Annotated in this window: 28 protein-coding genes and 2 pseudogenes; 15 read left to right on the top strand and 15 right to left on the bottom strand. The window is 64.2% G+C overall.

Translation table 11 applies throughout. The annotated features are described in order from the left end of the window. Both VFB18_RS12585 and hslV read right to left on the bottom strand, forming a co-directional pair. Nucleotides 1-143, bottom strand: a pseudogene (locus VFB18_RS12585) (HslU--HslV peptidase ATPase subunit); the annotation flags it as partial. 184 nt (nt 144-327) lie between these two features. Beyond that, nucleotides 328-891, bottom strand: coding sequence for an ATP-dependent protease subunit HslV (hslV, locus tag VFB18_RS12580; protein ID WP_324975765.1), 564 nt, complete (start codon nt 889-891; stop codon nt 328-330). 180 nt (nt 892-1,071) lie between these two features. On the opposite strand from hslV, the gene VFB18_RS12575 reads away from it, so the two are divergent. Beyond that, the gene (locus VFB18_RS12575; RefSeq protein WP_324975762.1) at nt 1,072-1,323 is read left to right on the top strand and encodes a hypothetical protein; all 252 of its coding nucleotides are present in this window, start codon (nt 1,072-1,074) and stop codon (nt 1,321-1,323) included. Nucleotides 1,324-1,359: 36 nt separating this feature from the next. Here the strand turns inward: VFB18_RS12575 and VFB18_RS12570 are convergent, their stop codons facing one another. Next, nucleotides 1,360-1,944 (bottom strand): DUF2939 domain-containing protein, encoded by a 585-nt coding sequence (locus VFB18_RS12570; protein WP_324975759.1) that lies wholly within the window; start codon nt 1,942-1,944, stop codon nt 1,360-1,362. A 115-nt stretch (nt 1,945-2,059) separates the two neighbouring features. Here VFB18_RS12570 and hisB point away from each other — a divergent pair, with 115 nt between their 5' ends. From hisB to coaA, 8 genes are all read left to right on the top strand, one after another. Further along, on the top strand, nt 2,060-2,674 hold the full coding sequence (gene hisB, locus VFB18_RS12565) for an imidazoleglycerol-phosphate dehydratase HisB (RefSeq protein WP_324975756.1): 615 nt from the start codon (nt 2,060-2,062) through the stop codon (nt 2,672-2,674). 134 nt (nt 2,675-2,808) lie between these two features. After that, on the top strand, nt 2,809-3,312 hold the full coding sequence (locus VFB18_RS12560; RefSeq protein ID WP_324975767.1) for a DUF2628 domain-containing protein: 504 nt from the start codon (nt 2,809-2,811) through the stop codon (nt 3,310-3,312). Nucleotides 3,313-3,315: 3 nt separating this feature from the next. Next, the gene (hisH, locus tag VFB18_RS12555; protein WP_324975753.1) at nt 3,316-3,969 is read left to right on the top strand and encodes an imidazole glycerol phosphate synthase subunit HisH; all 654 of its coding nucleotides are present in this window, start codon (nt 3,316-3,318) and stop codon (nt 3,967-3,969) included. Continuing rightward, nucleotides 3,966-4,712 (top strand): 1-(5-phosphoribosyl)-5-[(5-phosphoribosylamino)methylideneamino]imidazole-4-carboxamide isomerase, encoded by a 747-nt coding sequence (hisA, locus tag VFB18_RS12550; RefSeq protein ID WP_324975750.1) that lies wholly within the window; start codon nt 3,966-3,968, stop codon nt 4,710-4,712. Before hisH ends, hisA begins: the two co-directional genes overlap by 4 nt. 2 nt (nt 4,713-4,714) lie before the next feature. Next, entirely contained in the window at nt 4,715-5,023 is a 309-nt protein-coding gene (locus VFB18_RS12545; RefSeq protein ID WP_324975747.1) for a hypothetical protein, read from the top strand. 10 nt (nt 5,024-5,033) lie between these two features. Further along, the gene (gene hisF, locus VFB18_RS12540; RefSeq protein WP_324975745.1) at nt 5,034-5,810 is read left to right on the top strand and encodes an imidazole glycerol phosphate synthase subunit HisF; all 777 of its coding nucleotides are present in this window, start codon (nt 5,034-5,036) and stop codon (nt 5,808-5,810) included. Between the two features lie 138 nt (nt 5,811-5,948). Beyond that, on the top strand, nt 5,949-6,272 hold the full coding sequence (gene hisE / locus VFB18_RS12535; RefSeq protein WP_324975743.1) for a phosphoribosyl-ATP diphosphatase: 324 nt from the start codon (nt 5,949-5,951) through the stop codon (nt 6,270-6,272). Between the two features lie 23 nt (nt 6,273-6,295). Continuing rightward, a complete protein-coding gene (gene coaA / locus VFB18_RS12530; RefSeq protein ID WP_324975742.1) occupies nt 6,296-7,249 on the top strand; it encodes a type I pantothenate kinase in 954 nt (317 codons plus the stop codon). A gap of 42 nt (nt 7,250-7,291) precedes the next feature. Here coaA and VFB18_RS12525 read toward each other — a convergent pair whose 3' ends face one another. Together VFB18_RS12525 and VFB18_RS12520 are read right to left on the bottom strand one after the other, a co-directional pair. Continuing rightward, nucleotides 7,292-8,344 carry a hypothetical protein gene (locus VFB18_RS12525; protein ID WP_324975740.1) on the bottom strand — a complete coding sequence of 351 codons (1,053 nt, stop codon included), beginning with the start codon at nt 8,342-8,344 and terminating at the stop codon, nt 7,292-7,294. Between the two features lie 124 nt (nt 8,345-8,468). Then, a complete protein-coding gene (locus tag VFB18_RS12520) occupies nt 8,469-9,467 on the bottom strand; it encodes an adenosine kinase (RefSeq protein ID WP_324975738.1) in 999 nt (332 codons plus the stop codon). 91 nt (nt 9,468-9,558) lie between these two features. On the opposite strand from VFB18_RS12520, the gene VFB18_RS12515 reads away from it, so the two are divergent. Next, on the top strand, nt 9,559-10,239 hold the full coding sequence (locus VFB18_RS12515; RefSeq protein WP_324975736.1) for a sulfate transporter family protein: 681 nt from the start codon (nt 9,559-9,561) through the stop codon (nt 10,237-10,239). A gap of 43 nt (nt 10,240-10,282) precedes the next feature. On the opposite strand, the gene VFB18_RS12510 is transcribed toward VFB18_RS12515, so the two are convergent. Together VFB18_RS12510 and nth are read right to left on the bottom strand one after the other, a co-directional pair. After that, entirely contained in the window at nt 10,283-10,528 is a 246-nt protein-coding gene (locus VFB18_RS12510; RefSeq protein ID WP_324975734.1) for a hypothetical protein, read from the bottom strand. A gap of 86 nt (nt 10,529-10,614) precedes the next feature. Continuing rightward, nucleotides 10,615-11,316, bottom strand: coding sequence for an endonuclease III (gene nth / locus VFB18_RS12505; protein WP_324975731.1), 702 nt, complete (start codon nt 11,314-11,316; stop codon nt 10,615-10,617). A gap of 56 nt (nt 11,317-11,372) precedes the next feature. Here nth and VFB18_RS12500 point away from each other — a divergent pair, with 56 nt between their 5' ends. Continuing rightward, nucleotides 11,373-11,870 (top strand): DUF2244 domain-containing protein, encoded by a 498-nt coding sequence (locus tag VFB18_RS12500; RefSeq protein WP_324975727.1) that lies wholly within the window; start codon nt 11,373-11,375, stop codon nt 11,868-11,870. Between the two features lie 9 nt (nt 11,871-11,879). On the opposite strand, the gene VFB18_RS12495 is transcribed toward VFB18_RS12500, so the two are convergent. Both VFB18_RS12495 and dapB read right to left on the bottom strand, forming a co-directional pair. Continuing rightward, nucleotides 11,880-12,536 carry a 2,3-bisphosphoglycerate-dependent phosphoglycerate mutase gene (locus tag VFB18_RS12495; RefSeq protein WP_324975724.1) on the bottom strand — a complete coding sequence of 219 codons (657 nt, stop codon included), beginning with the start codon at nt 12,534-12,536 and terminating at the stop codon, nt 11,880-11,882. 207 nt (nt 12,537-12,743) lie between these two features. Beyond that, nucleotides 12,744-13,550, bottom strand: coding sequence for a 4-hydroxy-tetrahydrodipicolinate reductase (gene dapB, locus VFB18_RS12490; RefSeq protein WP_324975721.1), 807 nt, complete (start codon nt 13,548-13,550; stop codon nt 12,744-12,746). Nucleotides 13,551-13,815: 265 nt separating this feature from the next. Between dapB and VFB18_RS12485 the strand changes: the two genes are divergently transcribed. Both VFB18_RS12485 and VFB18_RS12480 read left to right on the top strand, forming a co-directional pair. Then, on the top strand, nt 13,816-14,910 hold the full coding sequence (locus VFB18_RS12485) for a type III polyketide synthase (RefSeq protein WP_324975718.1): 1,095 nt from the start codon (nt 13,816-13,818) through the stop codon (nt 14,908-14,910). A 46-nt stretch (nt 14,911-14,956) separates the two neighbouring features. Continuing rightward, entirely contained in the window at nt 14,957-15,481 is a 525-nt protein-coding gene (locus VFB18_RS12480) for an isoprenylcysteine carboxyl methyltransferase family protein (RefSeq protein ID WP_324975715.1), read from the top strand. A 4-nt stretch (nt 15,482-15,485) separates the two neighbouring features. Here VFB18_RS12480 and VFB18_RS12475 read toward each other — a convergent pair whose 3' ends face one another. The 4 genes from VFB18_RS12475 to typA all read right to left on the bottom strand — a co-directional run bounded on the left by VFB18_RS12475 (nt 15,486) and on the right by typA (nt 20,565). Then, complete coding sequence (locus tag VFB18_RS12475; RefSeq protein WP_324975713.1) at nt 15,486-17,543, bottom strand: putative bifunctional diguanylate cyclase/phosphodiesterase; 2,058 nt, start codon at nt 17,541-17,543, stop codon at nt 15,486-15,488. A 95-nt stretch (nt 17,544-17,638) separates the two neighbouring features. Then, nucleotides 17,639-18,145, bottom strand: a complete 507-nt coding sequence (locus VFB18_RS12470) for a GNAT family N-acetyltransferase (RefSeq protein ID WP_324975710.1) — start codon at nt 18,143-18,145, stop codon at nt 17,639-17,641. Between the two features lie 158 nt (nt 18,146-18,303). Further along, the gene (locus VFB18_RS12465; protein WP_324975708.1) at nt 18,304-18,570 is read right to left on the bottom strand and encodes a hypothetical protein; all 267 of its coding nucleotides are present in this window, start codon (nt 18,568-18,570) and stop codon (nt 18,304-18,306) included. A gap of 165 nt (nt 18,571-18,735) precedes the next feature. Further along, entirely contained in the window at nt 18,736-20,565 is a 1,830-nt protein-coding gene (typA, locus tag VFB18_RS12460; protein WP_324975706.1) for a translational GTPase TypA, read from the bottom strand. 201 nt (nt 20,566-20,766) lie between these two features. Between typA and asnB the strand changes: the two genes are divergently transcribed. Further along, on the top strand, nt 20,767-22,755 hold the full coding sequence (gene asnB, locus VFB18_RS12455) for an asparagine synthase (glutamine-hydrolyzing) (RefSeq protein ID WP_324975704.1): 1,989 nt from the start codon (nt 20,767-20,769) through the stop codon (nt 22,753-22,755). Between the two features lie 96 nt (nt 22,756-22,851). Further along, on the top strand, nt 22,852-24,009 hold the full coding sequence (locus VFB18_RS12450) for a cupin domain-containing protein (RefSeq protein ID WP_324975702.1): 1,158 nt from the start codon (nt 22,852-22,854) through the stop codon (nt 24,007-24,009). 21 nt (nt 24,010-24,030) lie between these two features. On the opposite strand, the gene VFB18_RS12445 is transcribed toward VFB18_RS12450, so the two are convergent. Beyond that, entirely contained in the window at nt 24,031-25,095 is a 1,065-nt protein-coding gene (locus VFB18_RS12445) for a nitronate monooxygenase family protein (RefSeq protein ID WP_324975699.1), read from the bottom strand. An 18-nt stretch (nt 25,096-25,113) separates the two neighbouring features. After that, nucleotides 25,114-25,686 (bottom strand): annotated as a pseudogene (locus VFB18_RS12440) (argininosuccinate synthase); the annotation flags it as partial.

The raw sequence follows: 25,686 nt of genomic DNA, 5'->3' as shown, positions 1-25,686 counted from the left end.
ACCTCTTCGCGCATCTCATCGTTCAACTGCTGGCGGCGCCAGCGATTGCGCAGCGCGATGGCGACGGCGCGCTTGGCGTCGCGCTGGCCGATGATGTGGCGGTCGAGCTCGGAGACGATCTCGCGGGGTGAAAATGCGGTCATGACGGGAAGCGACGCTCACCCTTCCCGCCGCCCTTGTGGGGGAGGGACAGGGAGCGGGGTTCAAGTGATTGACTCGTCCCGCCGTTCACCCCCCTCCGCTCGCCCAAGAGGCGAGCGTGCGCCCCCACGAGAGGGGAGCGGGGTGCAAGCGGCCGGCGGCGGATTTCTATTGGCAACTTAGCACTCACTTCGTCGCGTCGAGGGTTTCGACGACCACCTCGTCGTTGGTGTAAACGCAAATCTTGGCGGCAATGGCCATGGCCTTGCGCGCAATCTCCTCGGCGCCGAGATCGGTGTCGAGCAATGCGCGCGCGGCGGCGAGCGCATAAGCCCCACCCGAGCCGATCCCCATCACCGCATCGTCCGGCTCGAGCACATCGCCGGTGCCGGTGAGCACAAGGCTCTCGCCGGGGTCGGCCACGATCATCATCGCCTCGAGCCGGCGGAGATAGCGGTCGGTGCGCCAGTCCTTGGCGAGCTCGACGCAGGCCCGCTTCAATTGATCGGGAAAGCGCTCGAGCTTGGTCTCGAGGCGCTCGAACAGCGTAAAAGCGTCGGCGGTCGAGCCGGCGAAGCCGGCGATGACGTTGCCCGAACCGACGCGGCGCACTTTGCGCGCCGTGCCCTTGATGACGGTTTGGCCGAGCGTGACCTGGCCGTCGCCGGCGATCACCACCTTGCCGTCCTTGCGGACGGTCAGAATGGTCGTGCCGTGCCAAATGTCGGGGGAGGACTGCGGGCTACCCATGTCGCAATGCGATATCGGAGCGGAGCGGGCCTTAGTCAAGCACTTGCTGAGGGGCGGCATCATCTCGTTGACGAAGCTTAACGCGGGCTTGGCGAGCGCAAACCTTCCTCAGCGCGACCTGCCAAGACGTGATAATGTTCAGACCCCCGTCTTTGGCCGATCAATCGTGGGAGACGCGTCATGTGGAGAATTGTTGCGCTCGTCGCTTGCTCACTCGCCCTCGCCGTCGTGCCTGCCGAAGCCAAGAAGTCCAAGGGCCCGCTTCCTTGTGGCGATTACGATGGCGTGCCGTCGCATAACGATTGCGCTCCGGTGAGCGCCGAGCTCCAGACGAAATGCCAGAAATGGATCGACAAGGGCAACGCCACCGACGATCCGAAGAAGAAGGATTACTTCAAGCACAAATATTTCAAGTGCGTCGGCTACATTTAAGCTGGGGCGGGTTCGCCTGGGCGAGGCTACGAGGCTTCAGGGCGTTGACGGTGTTGAGGGCGGCGACGTCTCGGACGAGGAGGCGCGCGGGGTGGAACCGTTGAGCCAGGTGGAGACCGGCGGCAGCTTGATCGCAATCACGCGCCATCTGAGCCCGGAGAGCCGCATCAAAGCGGCGATCGAGGGCGAGTTCGGGTCCTTGGGGTCCTTCAAGTCGACGCGGAACTCGGTGGGCGAGGTGAAGAAGGCGTAGGTGACGAAGTCGGCAAAGGATTTCTGCTCCTGCCGGTGTTTGACCACCTCCTCGCTGTTCAACACCTTTTCGGGCGTGACCCATTCATCGACGGCGCTGTCGACCAGGGTCGGAACGAGGAGGGCGGTCAACGCCGCGCCGAACACGCCGGCGAAGCCGTCCTTTCCGGCTTGGGTCTGGGCCGCATCGATAAGGGCGAGCTTGACGTCGGCCTTGAGCCCCTGTCTCACCTCCGGCCAGTCGACCAGGCGTTCGAGGGCCGGCTCGTCATTGGTGAGCAGCGCGTGGTCGATCCAGTAAAGGGTGAGATAGGGATAGCCGAGATAGGCGGCCACGCCGAGGATGGCGCCGATCAGCCATTTGCGCATGGGTCTCACTCCGGTCCGGGACAGGGGAATAGCACTCTTCGGCGACCGAGCGTATAAGGTCGGCGCGAACCCCCAAAGAAGCGAATTGCTAAGGCCCTTGGGCTAGATTGACCCCATGCAAAAGCGAAGCAAAGACACCGAGGCGCGGGCCGCGACCGTCGAGCGCAAGACCAAGGAGACCGCGATCACGGCCTCGGTCGATCTCGACGGAACCGGCGCCTACGACGTTAAGACGGGAGTCGGCTTCCTCGACCACATGATCGAGCAGCTTGCCCGTCACTCCCTGATCGACATAACGCTCAAGGCCAAGGGCGACCTCCATATCGACCAGCACCACACGACCGAGGATGCGGGCATCGTGCTCGGCCAGGCGGTTGCAAAGGCGCTCGGCGACAAGAAGGGCATCGCCCGCTACGGCTCTGCTTACTTGCCCATGGACGAGACGCTCACCCGCGTCGCGCTCGACGTCTCGGGCCGGCCTTACCTCGTGTGGAACGTCGCCTTCACCCGCTCGAAGATCGGGGAGATGGATACCGAGCTGTTCCGCGAGTGGTTCCAGGCCTTCGCTCAGCATGCGGGCATCACGCTCCATGTCGAGACGCTCTACGGCGAGAATAGCCACCATATCGCCGAGACCTGCTATAAGGCTCTCGCGCGGGCGCTCAGGCAGGCGATCGCACTCGACGAGCGCCAGAGCGGGCGGGTTCCCTCGACCAAGGGCCAGCTTTAGCAGCTCTTGACTTGGCACAAAAAACGAACACGTCATGCCCGGCCTTGAGCCGGGCATCCGGGGGCAACAGGCTCGGAGCAAGCTGTTCTGGATTGCCGGGTCAGGCGCGGCAATGACGTCGTGGTGTGAGTGAGATGACTGTCTATTCCGTCTATGAGCCCAGCGATGCGGCACAAGACCTCGAGGCGCGCGCCGAAGCGCTGCAATTCGTGAAGGAGGGCTTCTCGTGGCCCGCATTCTTGGTGCCGGCGCTTTGGCTCATCTATTGCCGCATGTGGGTGGAGTTCGCCCTGTTCATCGCCGTGTTCGGGGCGCTGCAATGGGGTCTCGGCCTCGACAAGCCGGGACACGAGGTGCTCGGCTGGCTCTTGGCCGGGCTGTTTGCGCTGTTTGCCTTCCAGGCCAACGATCTCCGCGGCGCCGCGCTCGAGCGGCGCGGGTACCGGCTGGTCGGATTGGCCGAGGGAAAGGGCCGGACCGAGGCCGAGCTGTCGTTCTTCAAGAGCTGGCTGGCGCAACAGGCGAAGTCTGGCCGCTCCGGGGAGAGCAAGCCCGAGACCGCGCGCGGCAAGCAAAGCCTTCCGCCTGTCTCGCGCAACGAGGGCGAGGACGTCATCGGCCTCTTCCCGCAAGCCTGAGCAATGAGCCACGTCGCCATCATCGATTACGGATCGGGCAATCTGCACTCGGCCGCCAAGGCCTTCGAGCGCGCGGCCTGCGAGAGTGGTTCGCCGCTTGTGGTCAAGGTGACGGCAGACCCTGAGGCTGTGCTGTCCGCGGAGCGCATCGTGCTGCCGGGCGTTGGCGCCTTTGCCGACTGCAAGGCGGGGCTCGTCCGCGTGCCGGGGATGATCGAGGCGCTGGAAGAGGCGGTTAAGGGGAAGGACAGGCCCTTTCTCGGCATCTGCGTCGGGCTTCAGCTCATGGCCGAGCGCGGCCTCGAGCACGGGGTGACGCCGGGACTCGGCTGGATCGAGGGGGAGGTCCGCGCCATCGCCCCGTCGGATCCCGCGCTCAAGATCCCGCACATGGGGTGGAATACACTCAAGCTTGCGCGAGAGCACGCGCTGTTCGAAGGCATTCCGACCGGGGAGGGCGGGCTCAACGCCTATTTCGTGCACTCCTACCATCTCGTGCCGGCCGGCCGCGACGTGCTCATCGCAAGCACCGATTATGGTGGTGAGGTCACCGCCTTCGTCGCCAGGGACAATATGGCGGGCAGCCAGTTCCACCCGGAGAAGAGCCAGAAGCTCGGGCTTAAGCTCATCGCCAACTTCCTGAAATGGAAGCCATGATCCTGTTCCCCGCGATCGATCTCAAAGACGGGCAATGCGTGCGCTTGCGCCAAGGCGAGATGGCGGAGGCGACCGTGTTCAACACCGATCCGGCGGCGCAAGCGCGCGCCTTCGAGGAGGCCGGCTTCGATTGGCTGCACGTGGTCGATCTGAACGGTGCCTTCGAGGGGAAACCGGTCAATGCCGCGGCGGTCGAGGCGATCCTTGCCGCGGTGCATATCCCGGTCCAGCTTGGCGGGGGCATCCGCGACCTCGATACGGTGGTGGCCTGGCTCGACAAGGGGGTCGACCGCGTGATCCTCGGCACGGCGGCAGTGCGCGATCCGAAACTGGTGAAGGAGGCGGCGCGCGACTTTCCGAGCTGCATCGCCGTCGGCATCGACGCGCGCGACGGCAAGGTCGCGATCGAGGGCTGGGCCGAGACGAGCGAGATCGCGGCGATCGATCTCGCGCAAAGATTCGAGGACGCCGGGGTCGCCGCCATCATTCACACCGACATCGCGCGCGACGGCGTCCTCAAGGGTCTCAATCTCGACGGCAGCGCCGAGCTTGCGCGCGCGGTTTCGATCCCGGTGATTGCGAGCGGGGGATTTGCCGGGATCGACGATGTGAAGCGCCTGATCGAGCCACGCTACCGGATGCTCGAGGGCGCGATCGTCGGCCGCGCACTCTATGACGGCAGCCTCGATGCCCGCGCGGCGCTGCAATTGATCGCGGCGAGCGGCCTGGCGAAACATCCCTGACCATGCGCGCACACACCATCTTCGCCATTCTCCTTGTTCTCATCGCCCTGATCGCGTTCGGGCCGGCGCTGATCGCGGTGGGGAGCGAGCTCATCGCCGAGGGCGTGTTCGGCTGTGAGGTCAATCTCAACTATGCCGTCCCGTGCGTGATCGGCGGCAAGGACTATGGGCAAACCTTCTACGATCTCGGCTTTCTGATCTGGTATTCCTATCTATCGCTCCCGGTCGGCGGCGTGCTGTTTGCCATCTGGGCGGTCGCCGCGGTCGCCGCCCTCATCGTTAGCCGCGCGCGCAAGCGGAAACAGGCCTAGTCACCGAGTCATGCTGAAAGTTCGGGTCATACCTTGCCTCGACGTGAAGGAAGGACGCGTCGTCAAGGGCGTGCGCTTCGTCGATCTGCGCGACGCCGGCGATCCGGTCGAGGCGGCGGCTGCCTACGACGAGGCGGGCGCCGACGAGCTCTGCTTCCTCGACATCACCGCGAGCCACGAGAAGCGCGGCACGATCCTCGACGTGGTGCGGCGCACGGCCGAGCGCTGCTTCATGCCGCTCACCGTCGGCGGCGGCGTGCGCAGCACCGAGGACGTGCGCGCCCTGCTCGAAGCGGGCGCCGACAAGGTCTCGATCAATACCGCCGCGGTCGAAGACCGAAGCCTCGTGCAGAGAGCGGCCGAGAAGTTCGGCGCGCAATGTATCGTGGTCGCCATCGACGCGAAGCGCGTCGGCGCCAACGGATCCAGGCCGCGCTTCGAGCTGTTCACCCATGGCGGCCGCGAGCCGACCGGGCTCGAGGCTGTGGCCTACGCACAGGAGGTGGTGGCGCTGGGGGCCGGCGAGATCCTGCTCACCTCGATGGACCGGGACGGCACGCGAATGGGGTTCGACCTCGAGCTGACCCGCGCCATTGCGGATGCGGTCCAGGTCCCGGTGATCGCAAGCGGGGGCGTCGGTACGCTCGAGCACTTGGTCGAGGGGGTGCGGCAAGGCCACGCGAGCGCCGTGCTGGCTGCCTCGATCTTCCACTACGGCGAGCACACGATCGGCGAGGCCAAGCGCTTCATGGCCGAGGCCGGGCTGCCGATCAGGCTCGATCCGTAACCAGGCCGCACGAAAAGCCTTGGAAATGGGCTCAACCTGTCGCATTGCCCGGCAAACGGGCAGTTGCCCCGCTTTTGATTTGGATTTCCGAGACGTACCTATTCCCACACCGGCCACGGCAGTGTATTGAGCCAAAGTATGAGCAATGACGTGCTGAGACGGCTTGCCGCTACCATCAAAGACCGCAGGACGGCGAGACCCGAGGACTCCCATACCCGGAGGTTGCTCGACGGCGCCCCGATCAGGCCGGCCAAAAAGCTCGGCGAAGAGGCCGTCGAAGTGGCAATCGCCGCGCTCGCCCAGGACAAAAGTGCGCTGATCGGAGAGTCGGCCGATCTCCTCTACCATCTCCTCGTGGTGCTGGAATCCCGGCACATCTCCCTCGACGACGTGTACCAAGAGCTCGAGCGGCGTATGAGCGCCACCGAACTTCAGAAGAGGCGGAAGGCCGCGGCGAGCTGACCGCCGAAGCTCCGCGTCTTGCCATGACCGCGCGTACGACCGTCGCGTTTTCGCCTTACGCCCTCTATCTCCGCGAGGAATGGGCCCGGCTTCGTGCCGACACGCCGATGCCGTTGACGGAGGCCGAGCTCGAGAATCTGAGCGGCCTCACCGAGCGCATCTCCACCGACGAGGTGGTCGAGGTCTATCTGCCGCTGAGCCGACTGCTCAACCTCTACGTCGAGTCGACCCAGGCATTGCACGCGAGCACGACGAATTTCCTGCGCAAGGGCGACAGCAAGATGCCCTTCATCATCGGTCTCGCGGGAAGCGTGGCGGCGGGCAAGAGCACGACGGCACGCGTGCTGAGGGCGCTCCTTGCCCGCTGGCCGAGCCACAGACGGGTCGATCTCGTGCCGACCGACGGCTTCCTGTTCCCCAACGCCGTGCTCGAAGAGCGCGGGATGATGGAGCGCAAAGGCTTCCCCGAAAGCTACGATCTGACGCGACTCCTCAATTTTCTCGCCGATGTGAAGTCGGGCAAGGAACGGGTCGAAGCGCCGGTCTACTCACACCTCATCTATGACGTGCTTCCCGATCAGAACCTCGTCGTCGAGCGGCCGGATATCGTGATCGTCGAAGGCCTCAACGTGTTGCAGCCGGCCAAGCTGCCCAAGGACGGTCAGGCCATCCCCTACGTGTCCGACTTTTTCGATTTCTCGATCTATATCGACGCCGCCGAGGAGCTGGTGGAAAGCTGGTACGTCGAGCGCTTCATGCGCCTCCGGCAGACCGCGTTCCGCGACCCGGCGTCCTACTTCCATCGTTACGCAGCGCTGTCCGAGGAGGAGGCGCTCGCGACCGGCCTATCGATCTGGCGGACCATCAACCTCGTCAACTTGAGAGAGAACATCCTGCCGACACGCCAGCGCGCCGACCTCATCCTGCGCAAGGGCGAGGGGCACGCGGTCGAGACCGTCGCGCTCAGGAAGCTTTAGTCCGGCTTTGCGCTCAGGCGCGCCGGGCTGGAACGACCGAGGTTATTTCAGAGGCTCGCCGTAGACCGGAGCAGGGCCGGGCGTTCCGCCCCACGTGTAATTGAACCGGAGCATGGTGCGGCTCGCGAACGCGCCCTCGTCCTCGATCCGCGTTGTGCCGCCGAGATCGGCGTATTTGATCTTCGGCACCGAGGAAATGTACTCGTAATCGGTATAGAGGCCGATGCTCGTGTGCGGACCGAGATCCTTCCTTGCCTCGAAGGAGAGGGTGCCGATGAAGGCGAGGTCGTCGCTCGACTTGGAGAGCTTCGACGCGAATGGCGAAACCAAATAGGCAAACTTGCCGTCGTAATCGGTATTGGCCTCATAGAGACCGGCGCGGCCGGAAATGAAGGTGCGAATGCCGAGGCGGTCCATCAGGCCGCCGGTGCCAAGAAAGCCCAGGCTGTACTCGCCGCCGAAACCGATGTAGCCGCCGTAATAGGTGGTATCGATGCTTTCGTTGAGCTTGAATACGTCGAGCCCGTTGAAGGCGCGGCCGTGCAGATTATTGTCCTGGTCGATGCCGCGAATGTCGGCGCCGATGATGAAATAGTCGTTGCGATAGAGATTGGGCCTGACCTGGACGGTGTCGCGCTGCCAGAACTTTGCTTCAGCCATGCCGCCCCAGTAATCGACGTCACGGCTCGTCTTCGTTCGCAGCGTGCTTCCAGACGCGAGGAATGAGCCGGTAGGATCGACGAGCACACAGCCCCCCTGGCAACCGACCCGGTCGTCGGTATTGATTTCGGAAAAGAAGCCTTTGACGGAGCCCGTCACGCGGTAGCCGCCCCAAAAACCGAGCGGGGTCTCGATGACGCCGCCGATCGAGCCGCCATAATCGGAGAAATCGGCGTTGTCCTGCCGGTGGAAAGAACCCGGATTACCCTTGCCGGTAAAACGGATGTCGGGAAGTGTAAGGAATTGGCCGCCGCCACCGACCGAAATCGTCGTCCCGCCCGAGGTCGTGGTCACCGTCTCCTGTGCCGCCGCCCCTTGAACGAAAGCGGCAAACCCGAACGCCGCGGCCGCAAGCAATCGCAACGATGTACGCATCACCGATTCCCCCGCATCTGATTTGCGGAAGGATAGCAGGCTGATCTCTAACGAATGCGTTATCTGTCGACGCCACAAGGAAATTCCCGGCGGCTGTGGCCGAATAGCCACAGGTTCTGACGGCTCAAGCGATCAAGCCATGCTCCTTGGCGAGCTTATCGAGGGGGACTTCGGGCCGTGCCCCGATATGGCTGATGACCTCGGCCGCGGCGAGACTGCCGAGCTTCCCGCAGATCTCGAGCGGCGCGCCATGGGTAAGGCCGTAGAGAAACCCGGAGGCATAGAGGTCGCCTGCGCCGGTGACGTCTACGACCTGAGGGGCGGGCCAGGCGGAAACCTCGATCGTCTCCCCCTTGGCCACGATCAGCGACCCAGCCTCGGAGCGCGTCAGGACCGCCATTTCGCAGTCCTCGAGCGCCAAGTCGGCCGCCTCCTCGAAACTGTTCACCTGGTAGAGGCTCGTGATCTCCTTCTCGTTGGCGAACACGATATCGGCGCCTTCGCGCACCAATTTGCGGAAGTCGTTGCGGTGACGGTCGACGCAGAAGGCGTCTGAGAGGCTGAGCGCGACCTTGACGCCGGCCTTCTGCGCGCGGCGCGCCGCGTTGCGGAAAGCCTTCTTCGCTTCGTGGCGGTCGAACAGATAGCCCTCGAGATAGATGATCTTCGAATTCTCGATCATCGCCTGGTCGATGTCGGCGGCGCTCAAATCGACGCTCGCGCCGAGGAACGTATTCATCGTGCGCTCGCCGTCCGGCGTCACCAGGATCAGGCAGCGCGCGGTCGGCGGACCGTCGGTTGCGGGCTCGGTCTCATAGACGACGCCGAGCGAGCGGATGTCGTGGCGGAAGATGCCGCCGAATTGGTCGGCGGCCACCCGGCCGATGAAGCCGCACTTGGCCCCGAAGGAGGCAAGCCCGGCGATGGTGTTGGCGACCGACCCGCCCGATCGTTCAATAGCTGGCCCCATGGCCTCGTAGAGGTGGGCGGCCTGTTCGGCGTCGATCAGCCGCATGAAGCCCTTGGCGAGGTCGTGCTTGGTGAGGAAGCCCTCATCGCAGCGGGCGATGATGTCGACGATGGCGTTGCCGATGCCGACCACGTCATAGGTTTTCTCAGCCATCTGGATTACAGCTCCCCGCTTGCCCTATGGCCCTTTCGTCGCAGCCAGACGCTACTATATTCGGGCGCCAGAGTTTCGAGGGGACCACGTCATGCTCGCCGCCGCAGGTCAAGCCTTTCGAGAGCTGTTCACCCCGCCGTTCCGTTCCGTGCTGTGGAAATGCGTGGGCTTCACCATTGGACTGCTCGCCCTCCTGGTCATCGCCATCGAGTGGACCTTCGGCCATTTCGTGCACTGGCCGCATTGGATCGAGGCGACGGTCGAGTGGCTCGGCGGGTTCGCGCTAGTGGTGGGATCGATCTTCCTCGTCCCGCCGGTGACATCGCTGATCGCGGGTCTCTATCTCGACGACATCGCGGCAGAGGTCGAGCGCACCGACTATCCGTCGGACCCTCCCGGGCGCGAGCTGCCGCCGGTCCAGGCGATCGGGCTTGCGCTCAAATTCTTCTTCGTGGTGCTCGCGGTCAACATCCTCGCGCTGTTTCTGTTGCTCATTCCGGGGATCAACGCCATCGCCTTCTATCTCGGCAACGGCTATTTGCTTGGCCGTGAATATTTCGAGCTCGCGGCGATGCGCCATCTCCCGGTTGATGAGGTCAAGCGCCTACGCAAGGCGAATGTCGGCTACGTCTCGCTCTGCGGGCTGATCATAGCGGCGATCGCCTCGGTGCCGGTCCTCAACCTGATTACGCCGATCTTCGCGACCGCCTTCATGGTGCGCATCTACAAGCAGCTCGCTGCCCGCGCCGGCTTAAGTCCGGCCCGCGCCTAGGATTTGCCATCGGCTCAGCGCGACGCCAGTCAACGACGCGACGCTAGCGGCCGCCGCAAGCGCCGGGTCCCCAGCCCCGGTAGTAGGAGAGGCAAGGGTCCCAATAGGGATCGTTGGGATCGCCCTGGTTCCACCCGCCGAGCGCGTCTTTGAGCTTTTTCGAATGCGGGACGAACACTCCATTGGCGGTCGCATTGCCGTACGAGCCGGAGTTCATTTCTCCTTGCGCGGCGAGTGCAGACGTGGAGCAAGCGACGGCCACAGCGAGGGCGAGGATGGTTCTGGTCATGGCAACTGTCCGTCTAGATGTGAAACTTTCTCCGCATCTAATGCTGCCAGTGTCAGGTTCAATGCCGGGTCAAGCGGATGTGAATTTTAAGCGGGGGCGGCGGTCTTCGGCTTGAACAGGCAGAGGTCGGCGATGAGGCAACGAAAGCATTCCGGCTTGCGTGCCTTGCACACGTAGCGTCCGTGCAGGATCAGCCAGTGATGGGCGTTGTGCTTGTAGCGATCGGGAACGATGCGATTCAAAGTCTCCTCGACTTGGAGCGGCGTCTTGCCGGGGGCGAGACCTGTGCGGTTGGCGACGCGGAAGGCGTGCGTGTCGATGGCGATGGTGTTGGCGCCGAAGGCCACGTTCAGAACCACGTTGGCAGTCTTGCGGCCGACCCCCGGCAGGCTTTCCAGCGCTTCGCGGCTTTCCGGCACCTTGCCGTCATGCTCCTCGAGGAGCGCCTTCGAGAGGGCGATCAGGTTCTTGGCCTTCGAGCGATAAAGCCCGATGGTCTTGATCTTGGCGGTGAGAGCAGCCTCGCCGAGCGCGACCAGCTTCTCGGGCGTATCGGCAATGCGGAACAACTCGGGCGTGGCGCGGTTAACCGAAGCGTCGGTCGCTTGCGCCGACAGCACGACGGCGACGAGCAGCGTGAAGGGATCGCGGTAATCAAGCTCGGTCTTGGGGTGGGGGTCGGCCGCGTGAAAGCGCCGGAAGATCTCGTCGACCGCCTCTTGCGTCAGCCGCGATCCGGGCGCGCGCTTCCCCTTCCTCGTCGCTCGGCCGCCGCCGGTTGCGCGCATTTTCGGTTGAACCGCCATGAGCTTTGACTGACACTAGCGCACCGTCCCTGACTGCTATGACAGACGCAGACCTCAGTCCACAAGAGCCGGCTTATTTCCGCGCCGTGCTGACCCCGCACCGCTCGCTTGGCCCCAAGGGTTTCATGGTGCTGATGTGCGCCGTCTGCGCGGTGAGCTTCGGAACCGGTCTCCTGTTCTACCTGATCGGCGCCTGGCCGGTGGTCGGCTTCATGGGGCTCGACGTCGCCCTCATCTATATCGCCTTCAAGCTAAACTTCCGGGCGCTCAGGCTCTACGAGACGGTCGACTTGACGCGCGAGGCCCTCACCGTCACTCGCGTCGATCCGGGCGGCAATGCGAAGTCGTGGAACTTCAATCCCTATTGGGTCAGGCTCAACCTTGAGCAGCGGCGGGGCCGCTCCACTGAGCTGTCGCTCGCATCGCACGGCAAACGACTCGTGTTTGCGAGCTTCTTGACCGACGGCGAGCGCGAGGATTTCGCCGCGGCGCTGTCCTCGGCCCTTGCGGCCGCGAAAAGCCCCGGGCCCGGATAGGTCCTGCCGTCAGGCTGCGAGATCGCGCTTCTCGGCGATCGAGCCGTCGGCATTCAGCCGGTAGATCAGCGGGTGCCCGGTGCGGAGCTCGACCCGCTCGACATCCTCCGGCGACAAGCCATCGAGCCACATGATGAGCGAGCGAAGCGAATTGCCGTGGGCGACGACGAGGACATTCTTGCCGGCCTTAAGCTCGGGGGCGATACGCTTCTGGAAAAAGGGCACCACACGCTGGGCGGTGTCCTTCAAACTCTCGCCTCCGGGCGGAGCGATGTCATACGAGCGTTGCCAGAGATGGACCTGCTCGGCCCCCCAACGGCGGCGGGCCTCATCCTTGTTGATGCCGACGAGCTCGCCGTAGTCGCGTTCGTTCAGCGCCGCATCCTTCACCACCGGAATGTCTTTCTGGTCGAGCTCCTCGAGAATGATATCGAGAGTGTGGGTGGCGCGTTTCAGCGTGCTGGAAAAGGCGCAATCGAAACGAAGGCCTGCCGCCTCGAGCATGGTGCCCGCCCGGTGTGCCTCGAACAGCCCTTCTTCGGTGAGGCCGACATCCTTCCATCCGGTGAAGCGATTTAGGCGATTCCACTCGCTCTCACCGTGCCGGGCGAGAACGAGCAAGCCCGTGCTCGGCGGCGTTTCGTCTTGCGAGGCTTGCCCTGTCATCGCCCGATCCAGCCGTTCAGCCCGCCAAGGCGGCCCCTACTCCGTGTCTTGGAAGATAGCCGAGAATGGTTACAGGCGGTTTCATATGGCCTCAATTTCTGGCTGATTTCCGGCGAAAACATCCGAAGATTCGGGCAAGCAACACATATTGGCTCATAGCTCCCGCAACAAGATTCGCAAGCCTCATGCCAAGGTCAATGCCCGACCTCATAAGCCAAGAACATCCGCCATAGAATAAAGCCCGGGCGGCCTGCCGCGCGCCCATAACGCCGCCCTGACCGCGCCGCGGGCAAAAATCTCCCGATCGCTCGCAATATGGGCAAGCTCGATGCGCTCGCCGGAACCGGCGAAGATGACCCGGTGCTCACCGACGACGTCGCCTCCCCTGAGCGTGGCAAAGCCGATATCGCCCTCCCGCCTCGGCCCCACCTCGCCGTCGCGCGTGCGCACGGCCTTGTCCTTTAGCAAGACGCTGCGCCCGCGCGCGGCTGCCTCGCCCAGCATGAGGGCGGTGCCTGAGGGCGCGTCGCGCTTATGGCGGTGGTGCAGCTCGAGGATCTCGACGTCGAATTCAGGTCCGAGCGCCTCGGCGACCCGCTCGGTCAGGACCGCGAGCAGGTTGACGCCCAGGCTCATATTGCCGGCCTTGACGATGGTCGCGTGACGGGTTGCCGCCTCGATCTTGGCCTCATCGGCCTCGGACAGGCCGGTCGTGCCGATCACGTGGACGATGCGCGCCTGGGCCGAAAGAGCCGCAAAGACAACGGTCGAGGCGGGCGAGGTGAAGTCGAGCACGCCATCGCTGCGGGCGAAGACGGGCAAGGGATCGTCGGTGATGGCGACCCCGAGGGGATCGAGACCTGCGACTTCGCCGAGATCGCGACCCACGGCCGGCGAACCCTTGACCTCGACGCCGCCGGCGACGACGCAGCCGGGCATGGCCGAGATGACGCGGGTCAGCGCCTGGCCCATGCGGCCTGCGGCACCCAACACGGCCAATTTCATGTCACTCATTGCCTGTCCGTGATGCGGCGGTCGCGCTAAGCTGGATGGGATGGGCCTGGCGGGCACATAGGCGCTCTTCTATGACGAAAAGGCCGCCCGCTCACAAGCCCGGATGCGCGAAAGAAGGCAGAATCGTGCGCTGTGCAGGCGCATAACGGGCGCGCCGCAAAACGTTTCAACACGAAGAATTGACGAAGCTGCGCCATTTGGGCCGCTGGCGCGCCACAAAGCCAGCGGCTGATATTTGCCGAGGAAGCGACGGCGAGGGGAGGCCATGCTCGAGACCGCCGCCAGGACGAAACCGGCCGGGCAAAGGGCGAAGGCCTTCGATGTGGCCATCACCGGGGTGGCAACGGCCGTCCCCGCGCACCGGCTCTCGCAAGACGACATCGCCGAACGCGCCAAGGCGGTGTTTCCGCATCTCGCGCGGCTCGACGGGCTTTATGCCAATACCGGGATCGAAAGCCGCTACGCCTGCCAGCCCAAGGAGTGGTACTACGAGCACCATGGTTGGGAGGCGCGCACCGAAGTCTTCCAGCGCCATGCTCTCCAATTGCTCGAGGAGGTGACGCTCGGCGCCATCGCTGACGCGGGCATCGGTCTCAAGGACATCGACGCGCTTGTGGTCAACACGATCACGGGGCTTGCCATACCGAGCCTCGACGCGATGCTGATGAACCGCCTCGACTTTCCCCGCAAGATGGAGCGGCTGCCGATCTTCGGACTGGGCTGCGGCGGAGGCGTGGCGGGACTCGCACGCGCCGCCCGCTACGCGCAAGGCATGCCGGGCAGCAACGTGCTCTTCCTCACGGTCGATCTGTGCAGCCTTTGCCTACGCATCGGCGATCCCAGTCTCGCGATGTTCGTCTCGGGCGCGTTGTTCGGCGACGGCGCCGCGGGCGTCGTGGTCCGTAATGTTAGCGGCGCGGCGAGCGATGCAGGCGGAGGCCATGTCCTCGCCGTCGGCGATCACTTCTGGTCAAACACCGAGCGGATCATGGGCTGGGACATCAAGGAGGATGGCTTCGGCGTGGTGCTGAGCCCCGACCTTCCAGGGCTTATCCGCAATCACCTCGCCGACGCCGTGCAAGCCTTCCTCGATCGAAACGGCATGAGTCTCGGCGAGTTCTCGGGCTTTCTGCTCCATCCCGGCGGCGCCAAGATCCTGAACACGGCGCAGGAGGTGCTCGGTCTTACCGATGCCGATCTCGCCCTGTCGCGCGAGGTATTGCGCGACTTCGGAAATATGTCCTCGCCGACGGCACTGTTCGCGCTCCATCGCGCGCGCAAGGCGGGCGCCAGGGGACCGCATCTCTTGATGGCCTTCGGTCCCGGCTTCTCGGCCTATTTCGTCGCCGCCGATCTCTAAGAGGTGCGACGAAACGGCGTCCTAGTTTCGGAGCGGCCCTCGCCCCATGACTGTTCTCGACATCATCGGCGCCCCGCAGATCGCAGCCCTCATCGTTCTCGCTCAGCGCGGCTTGGAGGAGCTTTATTCGGCGCGGAACACGCGCGCGCTTCTAACCCAAGGCGCGAGTGAAGTCGGACGCGAGTTCTATCCCGTCGTCGCCGCGACGCACCTTGCCTGGATCGCCTCGCTCTTCTTTCTAATTCCGAGCGGTGCGCCTGTCGTCTGGCCGCTCATTGCCTACTATCTCGCACTGCAGGTCGCGCGCTATTGGGTGATCGCGAGCCTCGGCCGCTTCTGGACGCATCGCATCATCACGCTGCCGGGCGCGCCGATCAGCTGCAACGGACCCTACCGCTATCTGTCGCACCCGAACTATGCCGTGACCATCATCGAGACTTTCGTCCTGCCCCTCGCGTTCGGCGCGGTGGCGCTGGCCGTCATCATGACGGCGCTGTGGTGGACAGTGCTGGCGAGCAAAATCAGGCTCGAAGATGGCGCGCTTGCCTTGAGGCGGTCGGTTGACGCCTGATCTCTCAGGCGACGAGCGGCCGCTCCTTGGCGTTGGCGGCCGACTCCGGAACTTCGGGGTCCGGCTTTCCGTAATAGAAGCCTTGCACCTGGTCGCAGCCCCATTTCTTGAGCATGGCCGCCTGGCTCTCGGTCTCGACGCCCTCGGCGGTGATGGTGACGTGGAGCGATTGGCCTAGGCCCACGATGCTCGACACGATGGCCGAGGTCTGCGGGCTCGTGCCGAGCGTGTCAATGAAGGAGCGGTCGATCTTGATCTTCTTCACGGGGAAGCGAGTGAGGTAGGACAGGCTCGAATAACCGGTGCCGAAATCGTCCATGGCAATGGAGACGCCGAGCTGATCGAGGCGCTGAAGGGTGTCGAGTACGGCCTCGGTGTTTTGCAGGATGATGCCCTCGGTAATTTCGAGCTCGAGGCGCTCGGGTTCGAGTCCGGTTTCGTTCAGGATGCGGCGCACCAGGTTGTAGACGTCCTGGGTCTTGAATTGCGCCGGCGAGAGGTTCACCGCGAGCTTGGTGTCGAGTGGCCATGTCGTCGCGTAGCTACACGCCGTGCGCAGGATCCACTCGCCGAGGGTCACGATAAGACCGGTTTCCTCGGCGATTGGAATGAAGGTGGCGGGCGGAATCTCGCCCTGGCTAGGATGCCACCAGCGCACCAGGGCCTCGTAGCCGGTGAGCTTGCCGGTTTCGAGATCGAATTGCGGCTGATAGTCGAGATAGAGCTGATTCTTGCGCAGCGCCGCTCTGAGATCGGCCTCGAGCCGGCGCCGCTTCTGCAGCGCGGCGTCCATCGCCGGCTCGAAAAAGCGGAACGTGTTGCGGCCGTCCTCTTTGGCGCGGTAGAGCGCGAGGTCGGCATTCTTGAGCAATCCATCGGCGGGCTCGCCCTCGACGGGCCCAATGGCGATGCCGATGCTGACCGAAGTGGCGAGCTCGTGGCCATTGACGCGATAGGGCTCGCCAAGCGCGGTGCAGACGCGGCGGGCGAGGCGCATGGCGTCCTCGGGCGCGGCGATGTCCTCGGCGACGATCGCGAACTCGTCGCCACCGAGTCGTCCGACGAGATCGGACTCGCGCACGTTCTCCTTGAGGCGTGCGGCGACCTCCGCGAGCAGCGCATCGCCGGTGGCGTGGCCCATCGTATCGTTCACGTCCTTGAAGCGATCGAGGTCGAGCCCGAAGACGGCGACGAGCTGGCCGTGGCGCTTGGCGCGCGAGACGGCGCGCTCGAGATGCTGATGGAACTGGAGCCGGTTGGGGAGGCCGGTGAGCGAATCGTGGAGGGCGAGATGGCGTATCTTGTCTTCGGCGAGCCAGCGCTCGCGGATGCGCCGCGAGGCGATGGCGGCGGGAACCGAGAAGCCAAGCACGATGAACAGACTCGCCATGAGCGTGGCCACCGTGAGCGCCACATTGGTCAATGCCGCCGCGGCCGACTGGTCGAGGGAAAAGGCGTAGATGCGGGCAACCTTTCCGTCCTGCGTCACGGGAACGAAGGCGACGCGGGCGTCGCCGGCACGGTCGCGGCTTGCAATCGCTACGGCGTCGGCCTGCTTGGACGAGGTCAACGCCTTCTGGACATCGTCGCGCGCGAGAAGAGTATCGAGCTTGCTGGCAGAGAGGTTGCCGGCAGTGGCCAGCGGTTTTCCGCCTGCATCAAGAATGGCAAAACCGTCGAGCTTGCTCACGAAATCGTCTCTCGACTGGCCGTTGCCGCCGAGCGCCCAGCCGCCGGTCAAGCGATCGAACATCTCGACAACACTGAATCCAGGCTGGAAGCCCCGATTGGCAGGAAGCAGCCCGGGATTTCCCGCGGGGTTTACAAGGGCGTGAGCGTCGAGCACTTCGAAGTTCTGATCGAGAACGCGGTCCGGCGCGTTCGGCGAGGCAAGTGCGGTGTTGACCTTGGCCGCCCAGCTTAACGCCGCCTCCTGGGCATCGCGCCCAAGCACGTAGTCAATGGTTGAGTAACCCGACAGCACGCCTGCAATGACGGTAACCAAACCAAGGACCACAAGACCGGTCATGACCAGCCGGTCCCGAGCACCCACTTCTGCCATCTGACGAATTCCCATAGCCGACCGCGACGTTGTCGGTGATAGCGAAAGGGCGTTAAGGGGGGGCCAAGAATCGGGGTAAATGCCGCGTTAAGGGACTAGGCCCAGGCGAACGCGATCTTGCGCAAGGTTACGTCCCCGAATGTCTCCGAGCCTTCGGCGATCAGCTTGCCGCCGAGCCGGCGATAGAAGGCGCAAGCGCCGTGGTTGTCGGCAAGCGCCCAGACGAGAAGACCTCTCAGCCTGAGCTCGGCGAGCCTCATGCGTGCTCCGTCGAAGAGCTTCTCGCCGAGCCCGAAGCCCTGATAGGTCGGATGGAGATAGAGCTCGAAGATCTCGCCTTGAAAGGGCGCGCGTCCCAAGCGGCAGCGGCCGTAAGTCACATAGCCCGCAGCCGCGCCATCGAAGTCGAGCACAAGCAGCGGCGTCCGCCTGCGGAGGGCGCTCTCCCACCAGCGCAATCCCCTTCGCGCGATCATGCGCTCGAGCGAGAGATGCGGGATCAGGCCCTGATAGGCGCTGCGCCATGCCTCCTCGTAAGCCGTCGCAAGCGCAGGAGCGTCTTTCAATCGTGCTGGCCTGACATGGACGACATCGACGGGCATGGCAGGAGCCTAGCGCAAAGTCTTTGCCCTGGGCAGGGGGTCGGGGCGTTTGTCCCGACTTCGTAGCGCGAGCGTCAGTCCGTCGTTGCTCACGCGCAACAAAAAGGCGAGAGGGCACGCCGCCCGCTCGCCTCTTCCAAAACGATGTGCCTCACGCTCTAGTAGCGCGAGATCAGGATCACCGTGTAGTCCTTGTCGAGCTTGATATCCATGGTACCCATTTTGCATTTGGCATCGTCGATCTCGTAGATGCCTTCCTGCTCCTTCTTCAGGTCGTCGTATCCGCTGCAGCCGAGTGTGTTCAGCGTCTCTTCGATCTTGGCAACCTCGGCGGCCGGGACCTTGTCGTCATCATCGTCCTCGGCGAATGCGAACGTGGTGCAACCCAGGGCCATGGCCAGCGCCAGGGCGAACATCTTCCTCATGATCGATCTCCTGTCTTCGAGTTGGGTGCAGTAAACCGACGAGCAACCTGGCCCGCGCCGGGTAAAATACTTACCCGCTCGACCGTAATGCTTTAGATCGATCAGAAATCTTGCACCGATGCTGGCAAATCTAGCGGGGATTTGCCGGCAAACATGCCGAGAAGATCAGGCAACATCTTCGGCAAGGCGCTGGCGCTCGGCCTTTTTCCGCTCGTTCGGATCGAGGTGCTTCTTGCGCAGGCGAATCGATTTCGGCGTCACCTCGACCAGCTCATCGTCCTGGATATAGGCAAGCGCCCGCTCGAGCGTCATGCGCAAAGGCGGCGTGAGCCGCACCGCCTCGTCCTTCGAGGTGGCGCGCACATTGGTGAGCTTCTTGCCCTTGAGCACATTCACCTCGAGGTCGTTGTCCCTGGTGTGCTCGCCGACGATCATGCCGCGATACACCTTCCAGCCCGGCTCGATCATCATCGGGCCACGGTCCTCGAGGTTCCACAGGGCGTAGGCGACGGCCTCGCCCTGATCGGTCGAGATCAGGACGCCGTTGCGCCGGCCCTGGATCGGGCCCTTGTGCGGGGCGTAGCCATGGAACAGGCGATTCATGATGCCGGTGCCGCGCGTGTCGGTCAGGAGCTCGCCTTGATAGCCGAGGAGCCCGCGCGTCGGGGCATAGAACACAAGACGCTGACGGCCGCCGCCCGACGGCTTCATTTCCACGAGCTCGGCTTTGCGCTCGGCAAGCTTCTGCACCACGATGCCCGAGTGCTCTTCGTCGAGGTCGATAACGACCTCTTCGATCGGCTCGAGCAGCGTGCCGTCGGGTCCTCGCCTGAGCAGGACCCTGGGCCGTGACACCGAAAGCTCGAAGCCCTCGCGCCGCATGGTCTCGATCAGGATGCCGAGTTGCAGTTCGCCGCGTCCGGCCACCTCCATCGAATCGCGTTCTTCCGATTCGGTCACGCGGAGCGCCACATTGCCTTCAGCCTCGCGCAGCAACCTGTCGCGGATCATGCGGCCCGTCACCTTGGTCCCTTCGGTGCCGGCAAGCGGGGAGTCGTTGACGCGGAACGTCATCGACAAGGTCGGAGGATCGATCGGCTGGGCGGGGAGCGGCGTCACCACCTCGGGTGCACAGATCGTGTGGGCGACGGTAGCGTTGGGAAGGCCGGCGAGCGAGACGATGTCGCCTGCGGTCGCCTGATCGAGGCCGACGCGATCGAGCCCGCGGAAGGCAAGCACCTTTGAGACGCGGCCCTGCTCGACCAACTTGCCGGCATGGTCGAGCACCTTCACCGGCTGGTTCGGAGCAATCGAGCCTGACGTGATGCGGCCGGTGACGATGCGTCCGAGATAGGGATTGGCCTCGAGGATGGTGCCGAGCAGACGGAAGGGACCGTCCTCGATGCGGGGCGGCGCGACGTGACGCAGCACGAGATCGAACAGGGGCTTCATCCCCTCGTCCTTGGGTCCCTCCGGTGAGGGGCCCATCCAGCCCTCCTTGGCCGAGCCGTAGAGGATCGGGAAGTCGAGCTGCTCATCGCTTGCCTCAAGCGCGGCGAACAGGTCGAACACGTCGTCGACGACTTCCTGCGGGCGGGCGTCGGTGCGGTCGACCTTGTTGATGACCACGATGGGCTTCAGCCCCATCTTGAGGGCCTTGGAGACCACGAATTTCGTCTGCGGAAGGGGACCTTCCGCCGCATCGACCAGGACGAGAGCGCCGTCCACCATATTGAGGATGCGCTCGACCTCGCCGCCGAAATCGGCGTGTCCCGGCGTATCGACGATGTTGATGCGCGTGCCGTCCCAGACGATCGAGGTGACCTTGGCGAGAATGGTGATGCCGCGCTCACGCTCCAGATCGTTGGAGTCGAGCGCGCGCTCGGCCACCCGCTGGTTGTCGCGGAAGGCTCCCGATTGCTGAAGCAGCCGGTCGACCAGGGTCGTCTTCCCATGGTCGACATGGGCGATAATGGCGATATTGCGAAGATTCATGGGATTAAATGCACGAGCGCGGGCCAAAACGGCCCGCGCTTCCTATGGCTGGGATATATAGATGGTGTGACAAAGACGCAATGGCAGGCTTTTTACCACAATTGCAGCGACGCGCTGTCACACACCGGAATCATGAGTTTGCGCGTTGAGCCTGTCCACGTAATGCCGGCGTAAGGGGGACATCGTTTCCATGGAGCTCATATGTGCGGGATAGCGGGCGTTCTCGATCTCAAAGGGGCGGGTGAACCCGACCGGGCCTTGGTCGGCCGGATGGCGACGGCGCTCCGGCATCGCGGGCCGGACGGGGTGGGCTATCTCATGGCGCCCGGCATCGGCATGGGCAATCGCAGACTCGCCATCGTCGGCGTCACCAATGGCCAGCAGCCCATCTTCAACGAGGCCGGCAATGTCGGCGTGATCGCCAACGGCGAGCTGTTCGATTATCCCGAGCGCAAGACCGAGCTCATGGCCAAAGGCCATGTGTTCAGGACCGATTCGGACACCGAGCTGATCGTCCATCTCTATGAGGAGTATGGCGAGACGTTGTTCGAGCATCTGAGAGGCCAGTTCGCCTTCGTGCTCGTCGACTTCAGCCGGAGCCTCGTGCTGCTCGGGCGCGATCGCGCGGGGATCTGCCCGCTGCATTGGTCGCGGCAGGGCGACCGGCTCTATTTCGGCTCGGAGATCAAGGCGCTGTTCGCATCAGGCGCCGTGCGGCCCGCGCTCGATCCGCGCGGTCTCGATCATATCTTCACCTTCTTCGCCATGGGAACGCAGCGCACGATGTTTACCGGCGTCCAGTCGCTACGGCCCGGGCACTATTTGCGTATCGCCTTCCGCAGTGACGGAGCCTCCGCCGAAATCGAGCAGCGCTGCTATTGGGATCTCGATTTCCCCGACTGGGGCGATGAGGACGATCCTTCCGACGAGGAGGCGCTCGTCGATGAGTTCGAGTCCGTCTTCAGCCGCGCCGTCGAGATCAGATTGCGCGCGGAAGTGCCGGTGGTCGGCTATCTCTCGGGTGGCGTCGACTCCGCCTATGTGCTCGCCACCGCGTCTAAGCTGCGCGGCAAGCCGCTGCCGAGCTTCACGGTGAGAGTGCCTGACTCCCAATTCGACGAGACGCCGGCGTCGGCGGGAACTGCGCAAACGCTCGGGAGCAGCCAGACCATTCTGGAGGCCGGCGCCGAAGTGATTGCCGCCAACTACGCGCGCTTGATCCAGGCTGCGGAGAGTCCCGTTCTCGATACCTCGTGCGCGGCATTGTTGGGTCTCTCGCGGAGGGTCCGCGACCTCGGCAACAAGGTCGTGCTCACGGGCGAGGGGGCAGACGAGGCTTTCGCCGGCTATCTCTGGTTCAAGTGGCGCGAGATCGCCCGCGCTCTGGACGTGGGCAGCTTCAAACTGAGCACGGCGATGAGCCTGCTCGTGCGCAAATACACCACGCCGGAAATCGGATTCGACGAGTTTCGGCGCATCGATGCGATGATCGGCGGGCCGCATGCGCAATCGATCCTCTACAATCTCGTGGCGAGCTCACGACACCGCTATTACAGCGGCGGCCTCAAAGAGCAGCTCGGCGGTCACCTCGCCTATGAGGATCTCGATTTCGATCCGGAACGCTTACGCCGGTGGCACCCGCTCAATCGCTCGCTCTATTTCGGCTACAAGGTCCTGCTCGCTGGCATGCTTCTGACCCATAAAGGCGACCGTATAACCATGGCGAACAGCGTCGAGGCTCGTTACCCGTTCCTGGACGAGAAGGTGATCGCGCTCGCCTCGCGCTTGCATCCCCGCTGGAAGCTGCGACGGGGAACCAAGGACAAATATCTGCTGCGGAGAGCGGCGGAGCGGCTTCTGCCGGTCGAGGTGGCGCAGCGGCGGAAATCGATGTTCCGGCTCCCGCTCGCCGAGAGCTTCTTCATCAGCCCGCCTCCCTTCGTGCGCGATTTGATGAGCGAGGAAGCGCTCGCCAGGACCGGCTATTTCGACGTCGCAAGCGTCAGGCGCGACTATCAGAGCTTCCGCGATCCACCCGGCCGCAAGCTCGGAACGTTCGTGAGCCTCGGCTTGACCGGGGTGATGGCCACCCAGCTTTGGCACCACTTGTTCCTCGGTGGCGGCCTCTGCGATTTGCCGACGCTCGATTTCGGCTCATCCGCCAATGGTGTGAGGCGACTCGCGGCGTGAGTGACACGAGACCGCGATAAATCTTCGTTAGCATTCCCCGGTCAAAGTGGCGCCCGCGCGGCCCGAGTTCCGCGCGGCGATCATGTGGAGCTGGCCGTGGCCGAGATATCCCGGCGGAACGTGCTTGGAGGCGTGGCGATGGGCGGACTCTTGTGGAACACGGCCGCGCTCAGCACCGAATCGCAGCAGCCGCCTTATGGGCCTGCACCGGCGCCGCTCGACGGGCCGGAACTCCCCTCGTTCCGCTATCCGCTCGGGGCGCAGAAGACCGAGCAGTTCAACGGCGGCACCGCCAAAGAAGCGAACGTCACCGGCTTCCCGGTCTCGGAGAAGCTCGCCGGCGTCTATATGACTCTCGAGCCCGGGGCCCTGCGCGAGCTGCACTGGCACGCCAATGCGGCCGAATGGGCCTATGTGATCGAAGGCAACTGCCGCGTGACCACCATCGATCCGGCCGGGCAGTGGGAGATCGTCGATTTCGGGCCGGGCGATATCTGGTACTTCCCGCGCGGACACGGTCATTCGATCCAGGGGCTGGGACCAGGCACTTGCACCTTCCTCCTCGTGTTCGACAACGGCTATTTCTCGGAGTTCGGCACGTTCTCGATCAGCGACTGGGTAGGGCATACGCCGCCCGAGGTGCTCGCCAAGACGTTCGGCGTTCCCGCCACGACCTTCGCCGATTTCCCCAAGAAGGAAGTCTATATCAATACGGGGCCGGTGCCGCCGCCGCTCCCCCTGCAGCCAGCCCCGGACTCTCAGAATGCGCCGCCGTTGACGCATCGCTATCGATTGCGGGCGGCTAAGCCAGAGGACTTTGCGGGCGGTACCGAGCGCAAGGCCTCTTCGAGCGAATTTCCGATCTCGACGACCATGACCGGCGCGCTGCTGGTGATCAAACCGGGTGGCGTCCGCGAGCCGCATTGGCATCCGCACGCCGCCGAGTGGCAGTATTACCTCAAGGGCAGCGCACGGATGACGGTGTTCGGGAGCCACGGCCGCGCGCTCACCGACGAATTCGGCGTTGGCGATGTCGGCTACGTGCCGCAGGGCTACGGCCACTACATCGAAAATACCGGGAGCGATGAGCTGCACTTGCTCGCGGTGTTCAACAACGGCACCTACGAGGCGATCTCGCTCACCGGCTGGATGGCGGCCAATCCCGATCTTCTGCTCGCCACCAATTTCAAGGTGCCGCAAGCGACATTCGCGAACTTCCCCAAGGGGCCGGTGGTCATCGCCGAGCAGGGCTAGCGCGGGCCCGCCCGGCGGCGTTTATCCGAGGAGAGCAAGCGCCTCTTCGGCGAAGGCTTGCGTCAGCTCCTTGGCGCCAATGCCCTCGCGCAGCGGGGCTCCTTGGCCCGACCAGAGCGGCGAGAAATCGGTCAATCCCTTGGCCTCGGCCCTGGCCCTAAGCGGGGCAATCGCCGGCGTGGCCAATGGATAGGCCGGCAGCGAGGTGGTGTTGATCGGCCCTTGCTCGCGGATGATACGGTTCACGACCGAGCGCGCAGGCCGCCCGCTCAATACGTTGGTAATAACCGTCTCGCGGCCCTCCTTACGAAGTGCCTCGCGGTGCAGGGCCGAGATGGTGGCCTCGGGGCAGCCGAGATAGCCGGTCCCGATCTGTACGGCGGCGGCGCCGAGAATGAAAGCCGCGGTGATCGAACGGCCGTCGCCGATGCCGCCCGCGGCGATCACCGGGACTTTGACCGCATCGACGATCTGCTGAAGGAGCGCGAAGGTGCCGATCTGTGTCGCGGGGTCGGTTTCGATGAACATGCCGCGATGGCCGCCGGCCTCGGCGCCTTGGGCGATAATGGCGTCGACGCCGCGTTCGGCGAGCCAGAGAGCCTCGCGCAGTGACGTCGCCGAGCTGATGATCTTGCAGCCCGCCTGCTTCACGCGCGCGAACAACTCGGGCTCGGGCAGGCCGAAATGGAAGCTCACTACTGTCGGCTTGAGCTGCTCGACCACGGCGCAGGTCGCGGGCGTGAACGTATAGATCTTCGCCTTCAGCGGGACGCTCGGCGTCTCGGCGCCGAACTCGCGATAATAGGGGGCGAGCTTGTTGAGCCAGGCCGCGTCGCGCTCGGCGTCGGGCGGCGCCACCTGATGGCAGAAGAAGTTGAGGTTGATCGGTTTCTTGGTACGCGCCCTGATGGTGGTGAGGCCTTCGGCGATCTTATCGTCGGTGAGGCCCGCGCAAGGGTAAGAGCCGAGGGCACCCGCTTCCGCCACGGCGGCGGCCATGTCAACGGCGGTGGCGTTGGCCATCGGCGCCTGGATGATGGGAATCTCGACGCCAAACAGCTCAAGCAGTCGACTATCGGGCCACATGGCGGTCCCTCGCGGTCGTCAGCCCTTCTCTTGCCTCCGTTTGCCCAAGAGGCGCAAGCGGAGAGCATTGAGCTTGATGAAGCCTTGCGCATCCTTCTGGTCGTAGGCGCCGGCATCGTCCTCGAAGGTGACGATCTTGTCCGAATAGAGCGACTTCGGGCTCTTGCGGCCGATGACGGTGACGTTGCCCTTGTAGAGCTTGAGCGTGACCTCGCCTTCGACGTGCTCCTGGCTCTTGTCGACGAGCGCTTGCAGCATCTCGCGCTCAGGCGAAAACCAGAAGCCGTAATAGACAAGCTCGGCATAGCGCGGCATCAGCGAGTCCTTGAGGTGCATCGCCTCGCGGTCGAGGGTGAGCGATTCGATCGCCCGGTGCGCGACATGAAGGATTGTGCCGCCCGGCGTTTCGTAAACGCCTCTCGATTTCATGCCGACGAACCGGTTCTCGACGAGATCGACTCTGCCGATGCCGTTGTCGCGGCCAAGCTCGTTGAGCTTCGTAAGCAGCGCGGCGGGCGATAGCGTCTTGCCATCGATCGAGATGGGATCGCCCTTCTTGAAGCCGATGGTGACGACGGTCGGCTTGTCGGG

The organism is Methyloceanibacter sp., assembly GCF_035650995.1.
Classification (GTDB): domain Bacteria; phylum Pseudomonadota; class Alphaproteobacteria; order Rhizobiales; family Methyloligellaceae; genus Methyloceanibacter.
The sequence above is the reverse complement of the archived record's forward strand: the minus strand, read 5'-3'. Positions and strand labels throughout refer to the sequence as shown.